The following is a 19,152-nucleotide window of genomic DNA, read 5'->3' as shown; positions in this document are numbered from 1 at the left end:
TAATGTTGATAAATTTTAGAGATGTTTCATTTCCAGCACCAGCTGATTGATCAGATCGGATGCTTCCATTTCACGAATTTGTGCCACATTTGAGCCTGCCCAGAACGCGCCATAACCCTGATCACCATGCTCGGCTGCAGCAGCATGTAATTGCTTGGCCAGATCATAGGTATAAGGATAAGCCGGCACATCCAGACGATCGGGTGTGTCGACATCCATATGCCAGTGGTTGATGATTCCACGAGCAGGGCGACCGGAAATACTGGCACTGACTTGAGTGAGTGGCTTGGAAAGCAGGGCTTTACGATAAGCCTCATTGGCATTGGACGATTTGCACTGTACAAATGCAGTGCCAAGTTGCACGGCATCGGCACCGAAATCCAGCATTTGTCTTGCCTGTTGGCCGTCCATAATCCCGCCTGCTGCCACAATCGGCAGGGAACAATGTTGTTTGATCAGTTTCACCAGATTAGAGGTTTTGACCGAAGCATCGAATTTGGTACTGAAAATTCCACGATGACCGCCGGCTTCAATGCCTTGGGCAATAATAATATCAATTCCGGCAGCTTCAATGGCTTTGGCTTCGGCAAAATTGGTCGCAGAAACCATGGTTAAAATTCTCGCCTGTTTTAAGGCTTGAATCTGATGTGGATGCGGAATGCCAAAATGAAAACTGACCGCCCGTGGTTTGGTTTCCAGCACCAGATTCAGGAAGTCATCATTGTCTTTAAAGCTCGGATAAATACAGTTTAAATGCTCGGGTGGCTGCGCCCCATATTCAATAAATTTATTTTTAAACTGTGCGATCCATGCCTGCGCGACAGCTTCATCTAGGGGCACACTGTCATGACAGAAAAAATTCACCTGAAAAGGGCAGTCTGTCAATTCCTGAGTTTTTAAAATCTGTTGTCGTGCTGCCTCGATACTGCTGGCTCCCAAACCGAGTGAACCCAAGCCGCCTTGATTGGACACTTCAGCTGCAAGTTCAGCTGTAGAGACACCTGCCATCGGCGCCAAGAAAATAGGATGTTTAATTCCGAGATTTTCTAATAAAGACATAGATTTGCTCCTTGTTATGTTTTTACTTTGCCCTTGAGTTCAAAATTAAGCAAATCATATTGGTTATTTTATTTTGAAATACTTAAACTTTGCTTAGCTGTCATTTACATTTCTCACGACACGCTATGTCGCTAGCCAGACAGATCAACTATAGCGCTGCAATTGAAGACTTTATAATAGCATTTTGGTCAAATCTTTCTGAGCTCATGTCTGATCGTATCCGTGAAAAACTGCAAATTTTAGCCGATGCTGCCAAGTATGATGTGTCCTGTTCATCCAGTGGAAGCAATCGTAAAAATAAAGACAAAGGGGTAGGAAATACCGGCAATGGTATTTGTCATAGCTACACCGAAGATGGCCGCTGCGTTTCCTTGCTGAAAATTCTATTTTCCAATGTCTGTATTTTTGATTGCTCTTATTGTGTTTTGCGCCGTTCCAATGACGTCAAGCGAGCAGCATTTACCGTGCAGGAAGTGGTGGATTTGACCATGAACTTTTACCGCCGTAATTATATTGAAGGTCTGTTTTTAAGCTCGGGTATTTTCAAATCGGCGGATCACACCATGGAGCGGATGCTACAGGTGGTGAAAAAACTGCGACTAGAAGAAAACTTTAATGGCTATATTCATTTGAAAACCATTCCGGGTGCATCTCAGGAAATCATTACCGAAGCCGGACTATACGTAGACCGGATGAGTATTAATCTGGAAATGCCGACTGAAGCCGGATTACAGAAATTTGCGCCTGAAAAAACCCATGCCGAAGTACAAAAAGATTTGGGGATTGTGCGGGATCGACTGATCCAGCTCAAAGATGAACGCAAATTGATTAAAACGGTGCCAAAATTTGTACCTGCCGGACAAACCACACAGATGGTGGTAGGCGCACATAGCGAAACTGACCAAGACATTATTTTAATGGCCGATCGGCATTACAAGGAATTTAAGCTGAAACGGGTGTATTTTTCCGGCTATATTCCGATTAACCCTGAAGAAAAAGCCTTACCGGCTGTTGGTTCAGCGCCGCCTTTGTTAAGAGAAAACCGTCTATATCAATCCGACTGGTTAATGCGTTTTTATGAATTTTCTGCCGATGAAATTGTCGATGACCAGCATCCGAATCTGGATCTGGATATTGATCCCAAACTCAGCTGGGCCTTGCGACATCCTGAAGCTTTTCCAGTTGATATTAACCGTGCCGACTATAAAATAATTTTGCGTGTACCGGGTATTGGGGTACGTTCGGCCAAAAAAATTGTACAGGCACGCCGTTTTGGTCAGATTCATATCGATCAGCTAAAACGCATGGGTGTGGCATATAACCGCGCACAGCATTTTATCCGCTGTGCTGATACGCCAAAATTTAAGAAAGATCAGCAATCGTATCAGATCCGTCAGCAAATTTTACAGTCTGGTCAATCTAAATATCAGCAGCAGCTTTCACCACAGCTTGGACTGGCATTCTGATGGCCTGTTACTGTTTTGATGGCAGCATGACCGGCTTGCTCAGTTGTGTATTTCGGGCTTTTGAGTTTAAGGAATTGAATGCCCGCATCACTGCCAATCCACAAGCACAAAATGGCCTGTTTGATGAATTTATTTATGTTAGCTCTAATGATGAGCATGGACAGCGGGTCTGGCAGGGGCTCAAGCAAAAAGTCTCCTCCAGCAGCTTGCGTGCCTTTTACTATACTTTTCTGTCGGAACAAGAAGCAGCGTTTCAGATTCTATTTGATTTCGCGGTTTATGTATTTAAAAACCAGCGACCTGTCGATAAAGATTATGGTCATCATGCGGTTATTGGTATGTCGCAATGGGCCAAGCAAGTCGGACGGGAAAAGCACCGTATGGAGGCATTTGTACGCTTTAAAAAGGCCAAGGATGGACTATTCCTGAGTCTGGTTAAGCCAGACTTTAATGTTCTACCGATTATTTCCCGACATTTTCAGGAGCGCTATCAGGATCAATCCTGGCTGATTTATGATGAGCTGCGCAATTACGGGATTTATTATGATTTAGAGCAGGTACATCAGGTCGAGATGAATGCTGAAGCAATTGATTCACAAATCCAGATTGGGCACAGTCAGTCATTCAGTATCGAACTGGATGATGATGAATGGTTGTATGATCAGCTCTGGAAAGATTATTTTAATAGTGTGAATATTCAGACACGTAACAATATGAAACTGCATATTCAATATGTACCGAAACGCTACTGGCGTTATATGAATGAGAAAACACTTTAAACAGTACATCTGGCATCTTTCAGGCATAATAAGCGTTTATATTTAGATTGAGTGCATAGATATGAAGGTATGGCTAACGTCATTGGCGCTGCTCATTGGATTAACCGCATGCTCGAAAGAGCCACAAAAACCGGTCGTCGATCCAGTCAAATATCAGGTTCAGACAGCGCAGGAATTGCAGCAACGTTTTGATGCACTCAATAGCCAATTGGCTCAGGATTTTCAGAAATTTAAAAAACTAGAAAGTATTGCTTTCTCACACCAGTTTCCTTTAGATGTGAATAATCTGCAAACTTTAAACCGTCATTTGGTCAGCAGTACGGCATTAAAACCAAGTAAAATTGCCTATTGCGATATGATGAATGCTTATTTTGCCGATATGTATCGTTTGGGGCATTATAATCTGGAACTGGTCGATGACATCCAATTGCCGAATGCTGCCAATGAAAATCTAAAAGACAATTTTTCGAATGCCGATCACTTCTATACTTTTATTCTGGATCGCTATACTACTTATCGTCAGGTTCAGCAGACCATGGGTTATGGTTGTAATTTAAAAGCCGCGCTTTAAATCTTAAAGATAAAAAAGCCTATCATTAAGATGGGCTTTTTAGTTTAAATAATTAACAACCTGTAATTTTTTCAGCTTGTGGTTTTTCTTCCGGGAAGAAGATTGGACGAAGTTTCACCCCAATACCATTACCGATAAAGGCAAACACCAGCCATAACCAGCCATGTAAACTGCCTGAAGCGATGCCACTGAAATACGCACCAATATTACAACCATAGGCCAAGCGTGCACCATAGCCGAGCATGATGCCACCGACAACAGCAGCAATGAGCGAGCGTTTCGGAATGTTGAAATTCGGGGCAAACTTACCTGCCAGACTGGCTGCCAGCAAAGCACCGAGCATGATGCCAAAGTTCATCATCGAGGTAATATCAAACCACAACGACTCTGTAAGTGCTTTGGCATTGCCAGCTTTCTGCCAATAATCCCATGCAGTTACATCAACACCCACTAAAGTGGCGCCTTTTGCACCCCAAACTGCCAGGGCAGAAGTCACGCCCCAAGGACGACCTGCAAGTGCCAACGTCGCAAAGTTGAGCAGGGTCAGAATAATCCCGCCCCAAATCAGAGGCCATGGACCACGAATAAAGCGTTTCCAGCCTTGATGCTCACTGCTTGGTTCTACTTCCAGACGACCATGACGTTTCTTTTCGAAATAAACAGTCGCCGCAGCAATCAGTGCAAAAATAACAAAGCTCAGCAGCAATCCAGGCATCACCCCTAAACTCTGTACCAGAGAAATAGGTTCCAGATGCGGCAAAGCAAACCACCAGTCTAAGTGTGAGGTTGCAATCACAGAGCCGATACAGAAGAACAAGAGTGTTACCAGCATACGTGCACTACCACCACCCACGGTATACAGCGTACCCGATGCACAACCGCCACCGAGCTGCATGCCGATGCCGAAAATAAAGGCACCAATCATGACTGACATGGAAACAGGACTGACGTTACCTGTGACCGGGTTGCCAAACAATTCACCCGCACCTAAAGCGGGGAAGAATAACAATACTGCTAGAGCGAGCATAATCATTTGTGCACGCAGACCACGACCGCGACGTTCCTTGATAAAGACGCGCCAACTCGAGGTAAAACCAAATGAGGCATGGTACAGGGTCATGCCTAGCGCACCACCGATTAAAAATAACAGAGCCTGATTTAAGCCAACGATCTGATAGGCACCGATTGTACCGATTACAAGTAAAATAAAAGCCACCCAGACCGAAATATTCGACCGTTGGGAAGCAGCAGCAATGACTGACATGGGAGATTAAATTTTAAAAATAAAGGCTGGTATTCTACTGAATTTCAGCTTAAATGCAGCCCATTTTGGCCAATGAGTGAGTATTAAGTCATTCTTATAGTTGATAAGTTTTATCACTTTATCTGATTTGTGGGAGTGAATTATAAAAATAAATCTAATGGAACATCTCATTATTCTGTAATTCTCTACACTTAAGCAGCTTAAATAAATTGCAGATTTAATCGTATGGTTTTATGCCGATAGATCAGTATCGAGCATTTTTGAGTTTCTAGATTTTCAAATGAAGTACATAAAAAAGCCTGCAAATTGAATCGCAGGCTTTTTAAGCATTAAACTGAGAGCTAAAATCAGTTTTCAGCTTTTTCTCGAACATTGCCAGCACCTTCTTCAACCGCAGCTGCAGTGGCCGCAGTGGCTTTTCGTGCTGCTTCAGCAGTAGCATCTGCTGCTCGAGACGTTGCAGCAGCAGCTTCGTCAGCTGCTTGAGCTGTATTTTCCGCTGCATTATCCAAGGCTCTTTCAGTGTCTACCGCAGCTTCACGGCTTGCATCTTGCATATCATGACCGGCTTGATCTGCTGCATTTTCTAAATGCTCACCTGTCGTTGCCCCGGTTTCAGGTGCTTTATCTTTGTTACAGCCGACCAAGGCAACAGTTGCCGCTAAACCTAAAGCAATCATTAATTTATTCATCGAGTAATATCCCTTGTTGTTGTATAGCTGCCAACTAATTTAACAGTCATTTCTTAAAGTTTATGCTAGAAAATAGATCAAAATTTGTTGATTAACTGTAACTTTTTTCAATACTTATGCTGCTTTAACTCGCTCATAACTTATTTAATAAGTTGTTTTAAGTGTATTAGATGAGTCAGATCCAGAAACTAAGAAATTTCTAATTTAATAAGCATTCAAGGATGATGGAGGTGAACAGGGTATATTATTAATCTTGCGATTTAAGCTGTCAGTCGTATAAAAAAGATGATTTTAAGCAATAAAATCCCAGTCATAAAAAAAGCCCGCAGGGTGCGGGCTTTTTAAAGAGAAAATTAGAGACCAGCAGAGGCTTTAAGCGCTTCCACTTTGTCGGTTTTTTCCCAAGTAAAGGCCGTATCAGAGCCTTCACGGCCAAAATGACCATAAGCCGCAGTCTGCTTATACATTGGCTGAATCAGATCCAGCATGCGGGTAATGCCATATGGGCGTAGGTCAAAGTGCTCACGAACCAAGGCAATAATCAATTCTTCAGATACTTTTGCAGTATTAAAAGTGTTGATTGAAATTGAAGTGGGTTCAGCAACACCAATTGCATAAGACACCTGGATTTCACACTTGTCTGCAAGACCAGCCGCAACGATATTTTTTGCTACATAACGCCCTGCATAGGCAGCAGAACGGTCAACCTTAGATGGATCTTTGCCAGAGAAAGCACCACCGCCATGACGCGCCATACCACCGTAGGTATCTACGATAATTTTACGACCTGTCAAACCACAGTCACCGACAGGGCCGCCAATCACGAACATACCCGTTGGGTTGATGTGGAATTTGGTCTCTGCATGGAACATATCGGCAGGAATGATTTTCTTCACGATTTCTTCAATCACAGCTTCTTTAAGATTGGCTTGTGAAATTTCAGGATCGTGTTGAGTCGACAAAACCACAGCATCTAAACGAACAGGTTTGCCATTTTCATAAGCAAAGGTCACTTGGCTTTTCGCATCTGGGCGTAACCAAGGCAAAGTTCCATTACGACGAAGCTCTGCTTGTTTTTCCATTAAGCGATGTGCATAGGTAATTGGCGCAGGCATTAAAACGTCAGTTTCACGGCTGGCATAACCAAACATCAAACCTTGGTCGCCGGCACCTTGATCTTCAGGTTTCTGACGGTCTACACCCTGAGCAATTTCAGGTGACTGTTTGCCAATCATGTTGATTACGGCACAGGTCGAACCATCAAAACCCAGATCAGAATGGTGATAACCAATACCGTTCACGGTATGGCGTACTACCGCTTCAAAATCGATATTGGCCGTCGTTGTGATTTCACCGGCAAGTACAACCGCACCTGTTTTTACAAGCGTTTCACAAGCAACCCGTGCATAAGGGTCTTCTTTTAAGATTGCATCCAAAATAGCGTCACTGATTTGGTCAGCCATTTTATCTGGATGGCCTTCGCTTACAGATTCCGAAGTAAATACAGCGTACTCGCGCATAGTCCTATCACAGTTAATTTTAAAGACCCGATATGTTACATCGAGTTGCGCTCTAGGACTAGCTTAACACGACAAAATTGGTCGAAATTGTTTCAAATTATTGTGTTTTTAATTGATTAATAGAATTAAAAAAATTGATATGTCGATTTAACCGTCATTGCTGATTTGGCAAGGAGCGACAAATTAATCCGGATTTTCCCAGATGTAGCAAAATTAAACAGTTATATTCTCGAATAAATTTTAAAAGATCGCTGATTGGAAAAATATAAAGCTAAAATCTGAGCAATTTTCAGGAAAATGATTATTACATTAATACGCTCGCATGTGATTCAACATGATTCGACTAGCTGTATTGTTGTTGCATCGGCTTCTCTGCATATTAGGCCTAAGGTTTCACTACTGGCCGGTTAAGCATGGCCAAGATTCTTTTTGTATGGGCTTCTTGAAGTAAGACTGTACGGAGATAAGTCATGATGTATCAAAAGGCATTTACCTTAATTGAGGTGATGATTGTACTGACGATGATGGCGATTTTAGCCACCATGGCGTTTATGAGCTATCAGGGCTATGTGGTACGCGCTCAACTGGCTGAAGTGTTTGAGCAGGCTGGCACATATCGAACTCAGTTCATTGCCTCAGGTCAGCATTGTGATGCTGGACGCGAGATTGGAGGGAATACACGATATATCGAAAAAGTGGTGATTAATGCAACATGCCGAATTGAGTTTAAGCTGCGACAGCAAGGCCTAGATGCAGCGATTCGGGGTAAATCAATTGCATTTGATGTCTATACGGGAAAATGCTTCTCGACTGATATTTATCAGCGCTATTTACCTAAAAGCTGCCAGGGGCGCTAAGCACGCTTGCTGCTTATGATTGAGCCTAAATAGATGTAAGCTTTTCATCTAAAAAATAAATACGTTGATCCATCTATTGATAAGAATGAATCATCAATGCTCTTCATCATCGACGAGAAAATTATATGACACATCTCGCTTTGAACGGATGGAGCCGACTTTAGATTAAAAACGAATTAACAGCCAATTCTAAAAAATCCAGAGTTGAAAAGCTCAATCAGACAACAATATGCTAACTATCATGTCTAATAAATCCATCGCAAAAGTGACCAGAGAAAACAGAACTAGAGAGAAAAATGTGGAATAATTACCCGATAAGGAAATACAAGACTAATAAACTGATAAATGTTGTTGCTTAGTCTTTACCCCTCGCTGTTTTTTTAAGACAATAGACCATAGTTTTGAAAGTCTTTTCATCATTTCCTATTTCTGAATATTTTGGACTCTGATTTATGACAACCCCGCTTAATGAACGTCGTATTGCAAACGCAATTCGTGTATTGGCAATGGATGCTGTGCAAAAAGCAAACTCAGGACATCCAGGTGCTCCAATGGGGATGGCAGATATCGCTGATGTGGTTTGGCGTGAATTCCTGAACCACAACCCGACCAACCCGAATTGGGCTAACCGTGACCGTTTTGTATTGTCAAATGGCCATGGCTCTATGCTTCAATATGCACTGCTTCATTTAACGGGCTACGATCTTTCGATTGAAGATCTAAAAGCATTCCGTCAACTTCATTCTAAAACACCTGGTCACCCGGAATTGGGTTATGCACCCGGGATTGAAACGACGACTGGTCCTCTAGGTCAAGGGATCGCCAATGCTGTTGGTTTTGCGCTGGCTGAAAAAACCTTAGCCGCACAATTTAATAAAGATGACCTCCAGGTTGTGGATCACTTTACTTACTGCTTCCTGGGCGATGGCTGCCTGATGGAAGGTATTTCACATGAAGTGTGTTCATTGGCAGGTACCTTAGGTCTTGGTAAGTTAATTGCTTATTATGACGACAATGGTATCTCGATTGATGGTGAAGTTGAAGGCTGGTTCTCTGACGATACCGAACAACGCTTCTTGGCTTACGGCTGGCAAGTACTTAAAGTAGATGGTCATGATAGCGAAGCACTTCGTGCTGCAACTTTAGCAGCTAAAGCTGAAACTGCTAAGCCAACCATCATTATTTGTAAAACAGTGATTGGTTTGGGTTCACCAAACAAGCAAGGTAAAGAAGACAGCCATGGTGCGCCACTCGGGCATGATGAAATTGTCTTGACGCGTGCAGCATTAGGCTGGACTGACGAAGCATTTGTTATCCCTGAAGATGTGTATGCAGCTTGGGATGCCAAAGACAAGGGCGCTAAAACTGAAGCAGCGTGGAATGAAACATTTGCTGCCTATGCTGCAAAATATCCGACTGAAGCGGCAGAGCTAAAACGCCGTATGTCAGGTGATTTGCCAGCGGACTTCGTTGCAAAAGCAGATGCTTATATCGCTGAAGTGAATGCTAAAGCTGAAACCATCGCGACACGTAAAGCAAGCCAAAATGCATTGCAAGCACTGGTTCCATTATTGCCAGAAGTTCTAGGCGGTTCTGCGGACTTGGCTGGTTCTAACCTGACGCTGTGGAAAGGTGCGCAAGGTGTACAAGACAATGCAGCGGGTAACTACGTACATTATGGCGTGCGTGAATTCGGTATGACTGCAATCGCCAATGGTGTTGCGCTGCATGGCGGTTTCATTCCTTATGTGGCTACATTCCTGATGTTTATGGAATATGCACGTAATGCAGTACGTATGTCTGCCTTGATGAAGCAACGTGTGATTCATGTGTACACACATGACTCTATTGGTCTAGGTGAAGATGGTCCTACGCATCAGCCAATCGAGCAAATTGCATCTTTACGTGGTACACCAAACCTGAATACCTGGCGTCCATGTGACACCGTTGAAGCTGCAATTTCTTGGAAGTCTGCATTGACTCGTTCTGAGGGTCCGACAGCGTTAATCTTCTCTCGTCAAAACTTAGCTTTCCAAACTCGTACTCAAACACAAATTGAGAACGCTGCGAAAGGTGGTTATGTATTGGCTGAAGAAAAAGGCGAATTAAAAGCGATTATTATTGCAACAGGTTCAGAGGTTGCTTTGGCAATGGAAGCTTATGCACAGCTTGAGGGCGTGCGTGTCGTGTCTATGCCATGTGCTGAAGAATTCATGAAGCAAGATGCAGCGTACCGTGAAGCGGTTCTTCCATCCAATATTCGTGCGCGTGTTGCGGTTGAAGCAGCGCATGTAGATTATTGGTGGAAATTCGTTGGTCTAGATGGTCGCGTGATTGGTATGAGTACTTATGGTGAATCTGCACCTGCAAAAGACTTGTTCCAGCACTTTGGTATTACCACTGAAGCCGTTGTTGCAGCAGTAAAAGAAATTACTGCTTAATCAGCCCCTTAAAAGTTTAAAATGGCGTCCCAGTTTTGGGGCGTCTTTTTGTTTTTGGTCTTTTTAGCTCTGTTTTCATGTGACAAGAGTTGAAGAGTTCTCTTGATAATTGAATGCAAAAAGTGAGATGAACATGAGCTTGTACGAGCAAATTAGCGAAGAAATTACTCTGATGGATGCAGGCGAACAGAAATGGATCGGGCAGGATCTACCTCTTGAGGCCATGATGGCGGTTGAGTTAATGCTGCAAGAACTCGCGGAAGAAAAAGTCATCAAAGTCCGCCGTAAAAACCATGAAAAGACGACTGGCCTAAAACAGGTTGATCGTATTCTGGTTGAAAAACTGTAAAGCTAAAATACTAAAAAGTCCCTGATTGGGGCTTTTTTTATGCCAGATGATTTTTGTCTGGAAGTTGCTTATCAAAACCAGATGAGATAAAGATAAGCTTGTAACTCGCTATAGAACTCAGCATCCTATCGAAACGGCTTATATTGATGAAATAGGCAAAAGAAGTTGGTAAACATGAAAATAAATTCCCAGATTCAGATCAAATCTTTAGAGCAAATATCACAGTACCAATGGCTGCCTTTATGGCAAGAATATCAGGCTTTTTATCATGCGAAGATCTGTGACGAGGTCAGTGAAAATACCTGGGCGAAATTACACAGTACTGAGCTAGATTCGATGTATGGATTTGCTGCATTGCTTGATGAAAAAGTGGTGGGCATTGTACATGTGGTCGAGCATGACAGCAGTTGGACGCTACGGCCTTATGCTTATTTGCAGGATTTATTTGTGCCTTCGCAGTATCGAGGTCAAGGTATCGCTTGCAAGTTGATTGAACAGGTTTATCAGGTGGCAGAACAGCGTAATTGTGACCGCGTTTACTGGCTCACGCATGAATCAAATCGTCAGGCACAAATGCTCTATGATAAAGTGGCCAAAAAGACCGGATTTATCCAGTACCGTATGGATTAATAATAGAAATTTAAAAAATAACTTACAAATTTATCGTTTCATCGCTGCAACAAAACGTTTTATCTTTAGAGCTGTAAATATTTCTGAATTCTATACACTGAATAACATCCAAAACGAGAGATAAAAACATGAATTTCAAAACATTAGCATTAGGCTTAGCGGTTTCATCTGTAGCAACATTTTCTATTGCAAAACCAGTAACCTATACAATTGACCCGACCCATACTGCAGCCGTATTTAGCTGGGATCATTTCGGTTTTTCTACGCCATCTGGTAATTTCTCTGATATTCAGGGCAAAATCGTGGTGGACAATGAGCAACCGGCAAAGTCAGCTGTGCATGTGACAATTCCAGTATCCAGTATTAATACCAACGTGACAGCTTTAGATGATCACTTAAAGAAAGCCGATTTCTTTGATGCAGCAAAATATCCAAACATCAGCTTTAAAAGTACCAAAGTAGAAACGCGGGACAAAAAGAACTTCAAAATTACTGGTGACTTAACTATTAAAGGCGTGACCAAACCTGTGGTATTGGATGCTGTTTTAAACAAACAGGCTGAACATCCAATGATGAAAGTTCCAGCAATTGGTTTCAATGCAACCACTTCATTTGACCGCTCTGCATTTGGTTTAGGAGCAAACGTACCGAGTGTGGGTGATAAAATTACTGTTCAGATTACCACTGAAGCAACTGTACCTGCGCCTACAAAGAAATAAGATTCTCTGTATGGATAGTATGAAAAAGCACCTGATTCAGGTGCTTTTTTATCGAATAAAATGACTTAGATCTAATCACGATTCAGAATCAGCAGACAGCCAAAACTGATAAAGATCCCGCCTGTAACTCCATCAATCCATTTGGCAAATTTTTGATAATAAGTCGTCATTTTCGGCATTGAAAAAATAATGGCTACAACCGTAAACCAGAGCAAACTTTCGATAAAGACCAGAGCTAAAAGAGAAAATTGTTCTGATAGTTTTGCATTAGGGCTAATTGCCAATGCAAATACACTGCTAAAGTAAATCAGGGCTTTGGGGTTGGCCATGTTGGTGAAAAAACCTTGCAGCAATAATTTAAGATACGACGGCTGAACGATAGAAAGAGCTTCTGCTTTCGAATTTGTTAACGGTAGAGGTGTCTTAAAGCTCGACTTCAACATCAAACTGCCCAGATAGAGCAGATATAATCCACCCAATAGCATTAAGATCTGCTGTAACCAGACCATTTTCTGAAATAAAAAATGCAGGCCGCCAAGTGCACAAATTGACCAGACCAGAATGCTCAATGAAATACCGAGGGCTGCACATAAAGCATGCTTTCTGGACTGCCGGATGGCACTTTGTGTGACAAAGAAAAAGTCCGGTCCTGGACTAATCAGGGCAAAAAAATGAATCACGGCAATGCCGAATAATGCGCTCATAATGTTTCTACAGTCGAGAGGAATAGTTTAGCCTGGAATGCATCTTGAGACTAGGATACGATATTTAATTGCGCCAGATATTGCTTTAGTACAGTTTGCGAGGTAGTTTCCAGTACAGGCGCAAACTGAAGATTGGCAGCGCGTAGTGCAGGAATATCAATTTTAGCCTGACTTAATTCACCGCTATGGCCAATCAGCCATTTTTCCAGACTATCACTGGCGACTTCAGGATGGAATTGTAGTGCCAGAATATTACTGCCTATACGAAAGGCCTGATTCGCATAGAGCTCAGTACTTGCCAGTAATTCAGCCTGTTCAGGTAGGTCAAAGGTATCGCCGTGCCAATGTAGCACTTCAATATTTTCCAGATTTCGCAGTGGATTATTCTCGATAGCTGCAAGATTGAGCTTAGACCAGCCCATTTCTTTGCTCTGTCCTGCATAGACTTTGGCACCAAGCGCATGCGCAATCAATTGAGCACCCAGACAGATTCCTAAAGTGGGTAAATTCTTATCCAAACGTACTTTAAGCAGGTCTATTTCTGCTTGTAAGAAAGGAAAGTTTTCTGTTTCATAAACCCCAATTGGGCCACCGAGAATCACGGTTAAACCAGGATGCTCATACGCCTTACGCAGGTCATCAATCCCGGCTTCAAAATAGCGGACACGTAGCCCCAGCTGATAAAATACATCTTCCCAAGCACCGAGGTCTTCAAAAGCGAGATGTTGGATTGCATATACAGTATCGGGGAAATGGTCCAGGTTCAGCATGGTCATTCGATCTAAAACGGGAAATATTTATTTAACGTCATTCTGTAAAAAAATAGAAGTCTTTTTAATCCCGTAATTTATGAAGCAAGATATTCTCAATCTGAATAGTGAATCCTGGTGCAGAGCTCTGAACCGGCTTTGTATCATTATGCAGCTCAATTTCATTTCCCACTAGAAAGGCAGTAGAGTAGAGGTGAATATAGAATAAAAAGACTGAGGAAGAAAAATGCACAATATCTGTCTCTATATCGATAAAAAACGTATCAGTCCCTATGTCATGTCAGTTTACGTTGCTTTAAAAGAAAAAGGCCTGAATTTTCAGGAAAAAACGGTTGATCTAGATCAACTGGAACAACAAAGCATGGCATATCGCAGAATTTGCCCCAGTAGAAAAGTCCCTTGTCTGGTGATGGATGATTTTCATTTATTTGAATCTTGGGCGATTACAGAATATCTGGAAGATGCTTTTCCGGCGCCAGATTATCCAGCTTTATACCCCAGAGAGAGTCAGGCCAGAGCAAAATGCCGTGCAGTTCAGGCTTTAGTCAAAACTGATTTTATGGCAATCCGCCAGGCCATGCCTTCAGACTCAATCTTTGTTGCGCCTAAAGGACTTTTTATTGCATCAGCCGAAGTCTTGCAAGATATTCAGCGTTTATTGGCAGTCACAGAGAGTTTGCTCAGTGAATGCTGGCTGACTGAACAGTGGTCAATTGCAGATTTTGATCTGGCCTTTATGCTGCACCGCCTGCTTAGCCAGCAGATTGAACTGCCTGATAAAATTCGGGTATATATCCAGCGAAATTTCCAGCGTGCTTCAGTTCAGGCGTGGCTAACAGAAAATGAAAAGCTCAAACTTTAAGCTGCCAAAACTTATGAACTAGAGGATACAAAAAAGACTTAAATAGATAAAAATCAAGCGTAATATAAATCAGAACTGTGTGGAAAATTACGAGAAATAATGTCCTTGTTGCATCATTATTAAGGAGTGCGGGGTGGGGAATTCACATCATCATGAGCATAGTCATGTCACTGTGACTGCGAAAAATATCAAAAAATTATCGATTGCTCTGGCACTCACGACCAGCTTTTTAATTGTGGAAGTGATCGCCGGCTTTATGACGCAAAGTCTGGCCTTGCTTTCCGATGCAGCACATATGTTTACCGATGCTGCTGCACTGGCCATTGCGCTGGCGGCCATCAAGGTTGGGCAAAAACCGGCAGATAATAAACGCACTTTTGGTTATCAACGCTTTGAAATTCTGGCTGCCTTATTTAATGCCTTGATGCTCTTTGTGGTGGCGATTTATATTTTATTTGAAGCCTATCAACGTTTAAGCAATCCTCCAGAAATCCAGAGTCTGGGGATGATGGTTGTGGCGAGCTTAGGACTCATCATTAACCTGATTTCGATGAAAATTCTGGTGTCAAGTAGTCAGGAAAGTCTAAATATCAAAGGGGCTTATCTGGAGGTACTGAGTGATGCATTGGGGTCAGTCGGCGTGATGATCGGGGCGCTGCTGATTTATTTTACTGGCTGGATGAGGGTAGATACACTGATTGCGGTCTTGATCGGATTTTGGGTTTTGCCACGTACCTGGATTTTACTCAAACAGAGCATCAATATTCTGCTGGAAGGCGTACCGGATGAAATTGATATTGAAAAACTGCGTCATGATCTTTTAGCACTCGAAGGCGTACAAGATATTCATCAGCTTAAAGTCTGGGCGATTACTTCCAAAAAAGTCATGTTGACGGTACATTTGGTTGCACCGAATGTAGATTATCAGAAACTGCGTCATCAGGCTTTTGAAATGTTGAGCCATCAGCATCATATTACTGAAATGACTTTACAGATTGAGGCAGAAAATTGTCCACCGGAACAACGAGGGCATTCGACCCATCAGCACTGAAATATAATCATCTGAGCATCGCAGGGCTTAATTGTTTTTTAGAAGTGAACGGATGACATCCAAATAACTTGGTGGAGCATCGACATACTGACGCTCTCTTAACATTTGATGCATTTTCGCCAGCTTTTGATGCGGAACAGCGGCCATTAAATGATGTTCAATATGATAGTTCACATGAATCGGTGCTACAAAAGCTCGTGCCAGATAACCTGCGCGGGTTGTACGGGTATTGCTGAGGGCAGAATGACTGGTTTCCAGACCCGCATGTTCAGCCATTGCGCGAATACGGATAAATAAAGGGAATGGTGTGATATAAGCCAAAGGCCATAGCAAATACAGCTTAGGATGGCCACTGGCCCAAAGCACAGAGAAAATCGTGGCATTCGCGAGCAGCATACCGGAACTGTTTTTCAGCAGATTTTTGGCCAAATCTACCTTGCTACGATCGCCACGTGGAATAGGTTTGGGATCGTTGGACACACTCCATTCCAGAAGCTCAAAATCCATCAATACCCGACCTGCCAGAAATTTAAGTCCAGATTGCCCGTTTAAGTCGCGAAAGAATTTTCGGAATAATGAGCTTTGAGTAATGGGGAAGTTTTTCACCAGGCCTAAATCCGGGTCGTCTGGTTGAGAGGTTTTAGCATGATGTTTCAAATGATAAGGACGATATTTGCTGACCTCATTCCAGATTGGGCGTGCACACAGCCAATCGGTCAAATGTGTATTTAGCCATTTGGTTTTAAACAGGCTATGGTGTGAGGCATCGTGCATCAAAATCGCCATGGCCAGCTGACGACCTGCCAAAATCGCCAATGCCACTGCACACATTAAAAATTTTCCCCAAATGGGCAAATATTCCCAGCTATAGGCCACTGTACCGAAGGTCATCACAATCACAGCCCAAGTTGAAGCTATAGACCAAGCACCATGTAAGTCAGAAGTCGTGGTGAGTTCTTTAATTTCTTCGCGGCTAAAAAATTCGGTGACACTGAGCTTAGTGTTCATTGTTTTGCCTATTGCGTTCTTATCATTACTTTCAATATATTTGTCCTAAATATTACAGTCAATTTATTTTTGTGAATAAATATGAAATAAGTTATACACCCTGATTGTTAAAATATTGTTGCCATAAAAATTGCCCCTGTTTTTCTATTTTACGAACCGCCAGTTCAAATTGTTGCCGAGCTTCGGCATCTATCCATTCTGCAGGAAGTAGGGGATCGGCACGTAAACTAAATAAGGCAGATTTACCGAGATAGAAGGCAGTTTTTGCTGCATCAGGTAAAGGCAAGCTTTGAGAGTGATCAAACCATTGATGAATGTCTTGATTCACCTCCAGATAAGTTTGATGTAAGGCTTGAACATCCCAAAGTGCACTGACATCTATTTCCTGATCTATCTCACTGACTTGAAAAAAACGTGCATCTGGATCTAATCCAAACTGGATTGCAGCCGCTTTTAATTCGGTTAAGCTCAGCATTAAGTTGTCTGGACGAATAAAAACATTCTGCTCCATTTCCTGAAAGCCATAATAACCTAGTGCTTTTTCCCGTTTGGATAATGCAGTGCGATCTACACGTCCCAAAGCACCGGTATAAACCAGTACATATTTTCCATTCCACGCGGTCGCCATTTGCATATTGGGATGCTTGTTTAAACTGATAAAAGAAGTATCAAATTTTTTTTCTAGCAATTGATACACGCCGCGCTCTACAGCTTGAATGATATTTTCCTGATTCAATCGGGCTACAGCAACTCGCAGGCTATTGTGAGAAATGCTTAATAGATCTGCTGCACATAGCATCTGTTTAATGCTGGCGGTAGAATTTTGAGACGCATATAACAAGTCTAAAACCAGATGACGGGCATTCAATTTATAAGTCATGAATTAATAACATTGTTAGAAATCGGATATTTAGTTGACGATAGCAGTTCAGATAAAATAAACCAAATAAATTCAGACTAAAGTATTTCAAAAATTTAATGCAGAGTATAAAAATAGTTTTTTATATAATATATATTTTTAATTTATTTTTAATAATCATAAAATTTTTTAAAATTTATAGATTAATTGCAGCATAGTTGTGTAATTTTTAAATATATTTAATATGTTCTATAAGCTAAAAATTAAGAACTAAATTATTTACTTGCTTATCAAGTGTATATTAATCATTTAAAAAATGAGCTTTAGAAAAACTTAACTATATGGCCATCATAGTATAGATGGTTAAAAATAACTTTATAAAATATATAATTAATACTTGAAAAGTGGGGTGAATCACAGTTTAATCCAACTAATATGCTTGGTTTTTTGAGGTTTTTTATGCAGGTTCAAGTTATTTCAAAAGTTGAAGGTAGTAATCAATTAATAAAAGAATATCTGGGAAAAATATCATTAAATAAAGGGTCTGTAGTTCTGGTAGATATAAGAATCGAAGATATAGAAAAAATCGAATATTTAAATAATCAAGCTGCCATTACTTTAAAAAATGGTGAAAAAATATTAATTGAGAACTTTGATAAAGAAGAAAGTTCATTGGTTTTTAGAAATGAAAACTCAGAATTATATTTATTTGATTTTGAAACTATAAGTTACAATCCGATCGATAAAATTGAGCCTTTACTATATCCAACTTCGGAAGTAGATAAGGGAGCCTTGTTCATTTGGCCAATAGCTTTGGCTAGTGGGGCAGGAATTATTGCTGCAGTAGCGAACGTTTTGGATAGTAAAGATAGTCTTAATGGTAAGTCTGCATATGAGCTATATGTAGAAGAAGCTAGAAAAAATGGTGAAGAACCACTTTCACAAGAAAAATGGCTTGAGTCATTAAAAGGTACCAATGGTGCCTCAGCATATGATATTTACGTCAGTACGGTGCCGGCAGGTGAAGAACCACTCAGCAAAGAACAATGGTTAGATTCATTGAAGGGTGACTCTCTCTATGAGATCTATTTAACGACGGTAAAAGAAGGTGAAACACCACTTACAGTTGAAGAATGGGTTAAGGCACAAAAAGGTGAACAAGGTGATTCAGCCTACCAAGTGTATGTAAATGGCTTGGCAGAAGGTGTAACACCACTGACAGAAGAGAAATGGCTTGAGTCATTAAAAGGTACCAATGGTGCATCTGCTTATGACATTTATCTCAGCACATTAGCTGAAGGTGAAACACCACTCAGTAAAGAAGACTGGTTGGCATCATTGAAGGGTGATTCACTTTACGAGATCTATTTAACGACTGTAAAAGAAGGTGATACCCCACTTTCAGCTGAAGACTGGGTTGCGGCGCAAAAAGGTGATCAAGGCGATTCGGCTTACCAAGTGTATGTCAATAGCTTGGCAGAAGGTGTAACACCACTGACAGAAGAGAAATGGCTTGAGTCATTAAAAGGTACCAATGGTGCATCTGCTTAT

18 protein-coding genes and 1 pseudogene are annotated in these 19,152 nt (G+C 41.6%); 11 read left to right on the top strand and 8 right to left on the bottom strand.

The annotated features are described in order from the left end of the window. Nucleotides 1-15 precede the first annotated feature (15 nt). Nucleotides 16-1,059: a nitronate monooxygenase gene (locus GVV58_RS01935; protein ID WP_159515886.1), complete on the bottom strand. Its 1,044-nt coding sequence runs from the start codon at nt 1,057-1,059 to the stop codon at nt 16-18. A 206-nt stretch (nt 1,060-1,265) separates the two neighbouring features. Between GVV58_RS01935 and GVV58_RS01930 the strand changes: the two genes are divergently transcribed. From GVV58_RS01930 to GVV58_RS01920, 3 genes are all read left to right on the top strand, one after another. Continuing rightward, nucleotides 1,266-2,525, top strand: a complete 1,260-nt coding sequence (locus tag GVV58_RS01930) for a putative DNA modification/repair radical SAM protein (RefSeq protein WP_159515969.1) — start codon at nt 1,266-1,268, stop codon at nt 2,523-2,525. Then, nucleotides 2,525-3,304 carry a TIGR03915 family putative DNA repair protein gene (locus tag GVV58_RS01925; protein WP_100328722.1) on the top strand — a complete coding sequence of 260 codons (780 nt, stop codon included), beginning with the start codon at nt 2,525-2,527 and terminating at the stop codon, nt 3,302-3,304. The genes GVV58_RS01930 and GVV58_RS01925 overlap by 1 nt, the downstream gene beginning before the upstream one ends. 61 nt (nt 3,305-3,365) lie before the next feature. After that, entirely contained in the window at nt 3,366-3,875 is a 510-nt protein-coding gene (locus GVV58_RS01920; protein WP_005096639.1) for a hypothetical protein, read from the top strand. Nucleotides 3,876-3,927: 52 nt separating this feature from the next. Here GVV58_RS01920 and GVV58_RS01915 read toward each other — a convergent pair whose 3' ends face one another. The 3 genes from GVV58_RS01915 to metK form a co-directional block, all read right to left on the bottom strand. Beyond that, a complete protein-coding gene (locus GVV58_RS01915; RefSeq protein WP_074382887.1) occupies nt 3,928-5,139 on the bottom strand; it encodes a YeeE/YedE family protein in 1,212 nt (403 codons plus the stop codon). Between the two features lie 347 nt (nt 5,140-5,486). Then, entirely contained in the window at nt 5,487-5,831 is a 345-nt protein-coding gene (locus tag GVV58_RS01910) for a hypothetical protein (RefSeq protein WP_159515885.1), read from the bottom strand. 353 nt (nt 5,832-6,184) lie between these two features. Next, nucleotides 6,185-7,351 (bottom strand): methionine adenosyltransferase, encoded by a 1,167-nt coding sequence (gene metK / locus GVV58_RS01905; protein ID WP_005096646.1) that lies wholly within the window; start codon nt 7,349-7,351, stop codon nt 6,185-6,187. A gap of 473 nt (nt 7,352-7,824) precedes the next feature. On the opposite strand from metK, the gene GVV58_RS01900 reads away from it, so the two are divergent. The 5 genes from GVV58_RS01900 to GVV58_RS01880 all read left to right on the top strand — a co-directional run bounded on the left by GVV58_RS01900 (nt 7,825) and on the right by GVV58_RS01880 (nt 12,347). Next, nucleotides 7,825-8,208 carry a prepilin-type N-terminal cleavage/methylation domain-containing protein gene (locus GVV58_RS01900; protein WP_074382886.1) on the top strand — a complete coding sequence of 128 codons (384 nt, stop codon included), beginning with the start codon at nt 7,825-7,827 and terminating at the stop codon, nt 8,206-8,208. Between the two features lie 452 nt (nt 8,209-8,660). Then, nucleotides 8,661-10,649: a transketolase gene (gene tkt / locus GVV58_RS01895; protein WP_074382885.1), complete on the top strand. Its 1,989-nt coding sequence runs from the start codon at nt 8,661-8,663 to the stop codon at nt 10,647-10,649. Nucleotides 10,650-10,782: 133 nt separating this feature from the next. Continuing rightward, complete coding sequence (locus tag GVV58_RS01890) at nt 10,783-10,998, top strand: hypothetical protein (RefSeq protein WP_005096650.1); 216 nt, start codon at nt 10,783-10,785, stop codon at nt 10,996-10,998. A 174-nt stretch (nt 10,999-11,172) separates the two neighbouring features. Beyond that, nucleotides 11,173-11,628 (top strand): GNAT family N-acetyltransferase, encoded by a 456-nt coding sequence (locus tag GVV58_RS01885; RefSeq protein WP_005171309.1) that lies wholly within the window; start codon nt 11,173-11,175, stop codon nt 11,626-11,628. 128 nt (nt 11,629-11,756) lie between these two features. Continuing rightward, nucleotides 11,757-12,347, top strand: a complete 591-nt coding sequence (locus GVV58_RS01880; RefSeq protein WP_100534965.1) for a YceI family protein — start codon at nt 11,757-11,759, stop codon at nt 12,345-12,347. Between the two features lie 71 nt (nt 12,348-12,418). Here the strand turns inward: GVV58_RS01880 and GVV58_RS01875 are convergent, their stop codons facing one another. Together GVV58_RS01875 and GVV58_RS01870 are read right to left on the bottom strand one after the other, a co-directional pair. Continuing rightward, nucleotides 12,419-13,051, bottom strand: coding sequence for a LysE family transporter (locus GVV58_RS01875; protein ID WP_159515884.1), 633 nt, complete (start codon nt 13,049-13,051; stop codon nt 12,419-12,421). A gap of 50 nt (nt 13,052-13,101) precedes the next feature. Then, the gene (locus tag GVV58_RS01870; RefSeq protein WP_159515883.1) at nt 13,102-13,821 is read right to left on the bottom strand and encodes a glutamine amidotransferase; all 720 of its coding nucleotides are present in this window, start codon (nt 13,819-13,821) and stop codon (nt 13,102-13,104) included. Nucleotides 13,822-14,047: 226 nt separating this feature from the next. Here GVV58_RS01870 and yfcF point away from each other — a divergent pair, with 226 nt between their 5' ends. Beyond that, on the top strand, nt 14,048-14,683 hold the full coding sequence (yfcF, locus tag GVV58_RS01865; protein ID WP_159515882.1) for a glutathione transferase: 636 nt from the start codon (nt 14,048-14,050) through the stop codon (nt 14,681-14,683). Between the two features lie 133 nt (nt 14,684-14,816). After that, nucleotides 14,817-15,734, top strand: a complete 918-nt coding sequence (locus GVV58_RS01860; RefSeq protein WP_159515881.1) for a cation diffusion facilitator family transporter — start codon at nt 14,817-14,819, stop codon at nt 15,732-15,734. A 27-nt stretch (nt 15,735-15,761) separates the two neighbouring features. Here the strand turns inward: GVV58_RS01860 and GVV58_RS01855 are convergent, their stop codons facing one another. Then, nucleotides 15,762-16,742, bottom strand: a complete 981-nt coding sequence (locus tag GVV58_RS01855; protein ID WP_159515880.1) for a fatty acid desaturase family protein — start codon at nt 16,740-16,742, stop codon at nt 15,762-15,764. 91 nt (nt 16,743-16,833) lie between these two features. Then, nucleotides 16,834-17,622, bottom strand: a complete 789-nt coding sequence (locus GVV58_RS01850; protein ID WP_159515879.1) for a PaaX family transcriptional regulator C-terminal domain-containing protein — start codon at nt 17,620-17,622, stop codon at nt 16,834-16,836. A 438-nt stretch (nt 17,623-18,060) separates the two neighbouring features. Here GVV58_RS01850 and GVV58_RS01845 point away from each other — a divergent pair. Then, nucleotides 18,061-19,152 (top strand): annotated as a pseudogene (locus GVV58_RS01845) (hypothetical protein); the annotation flags it as partial.

Origin of the sequence: Acinetobacter sp. 18QD2AZ41W (assembly GCF_009829025.1) — a bacterium.
Classification (GTDB): Bacteria; Pseudomonadota; Gammaproteobacteria; order Pseudomonadales; family Moraxellaceae; genus Acinetobacter; species Acinetobacter pseudolwoffii.
This window is presented reverse-complemented; position numbering and strand designations above follow the sequence as displayed.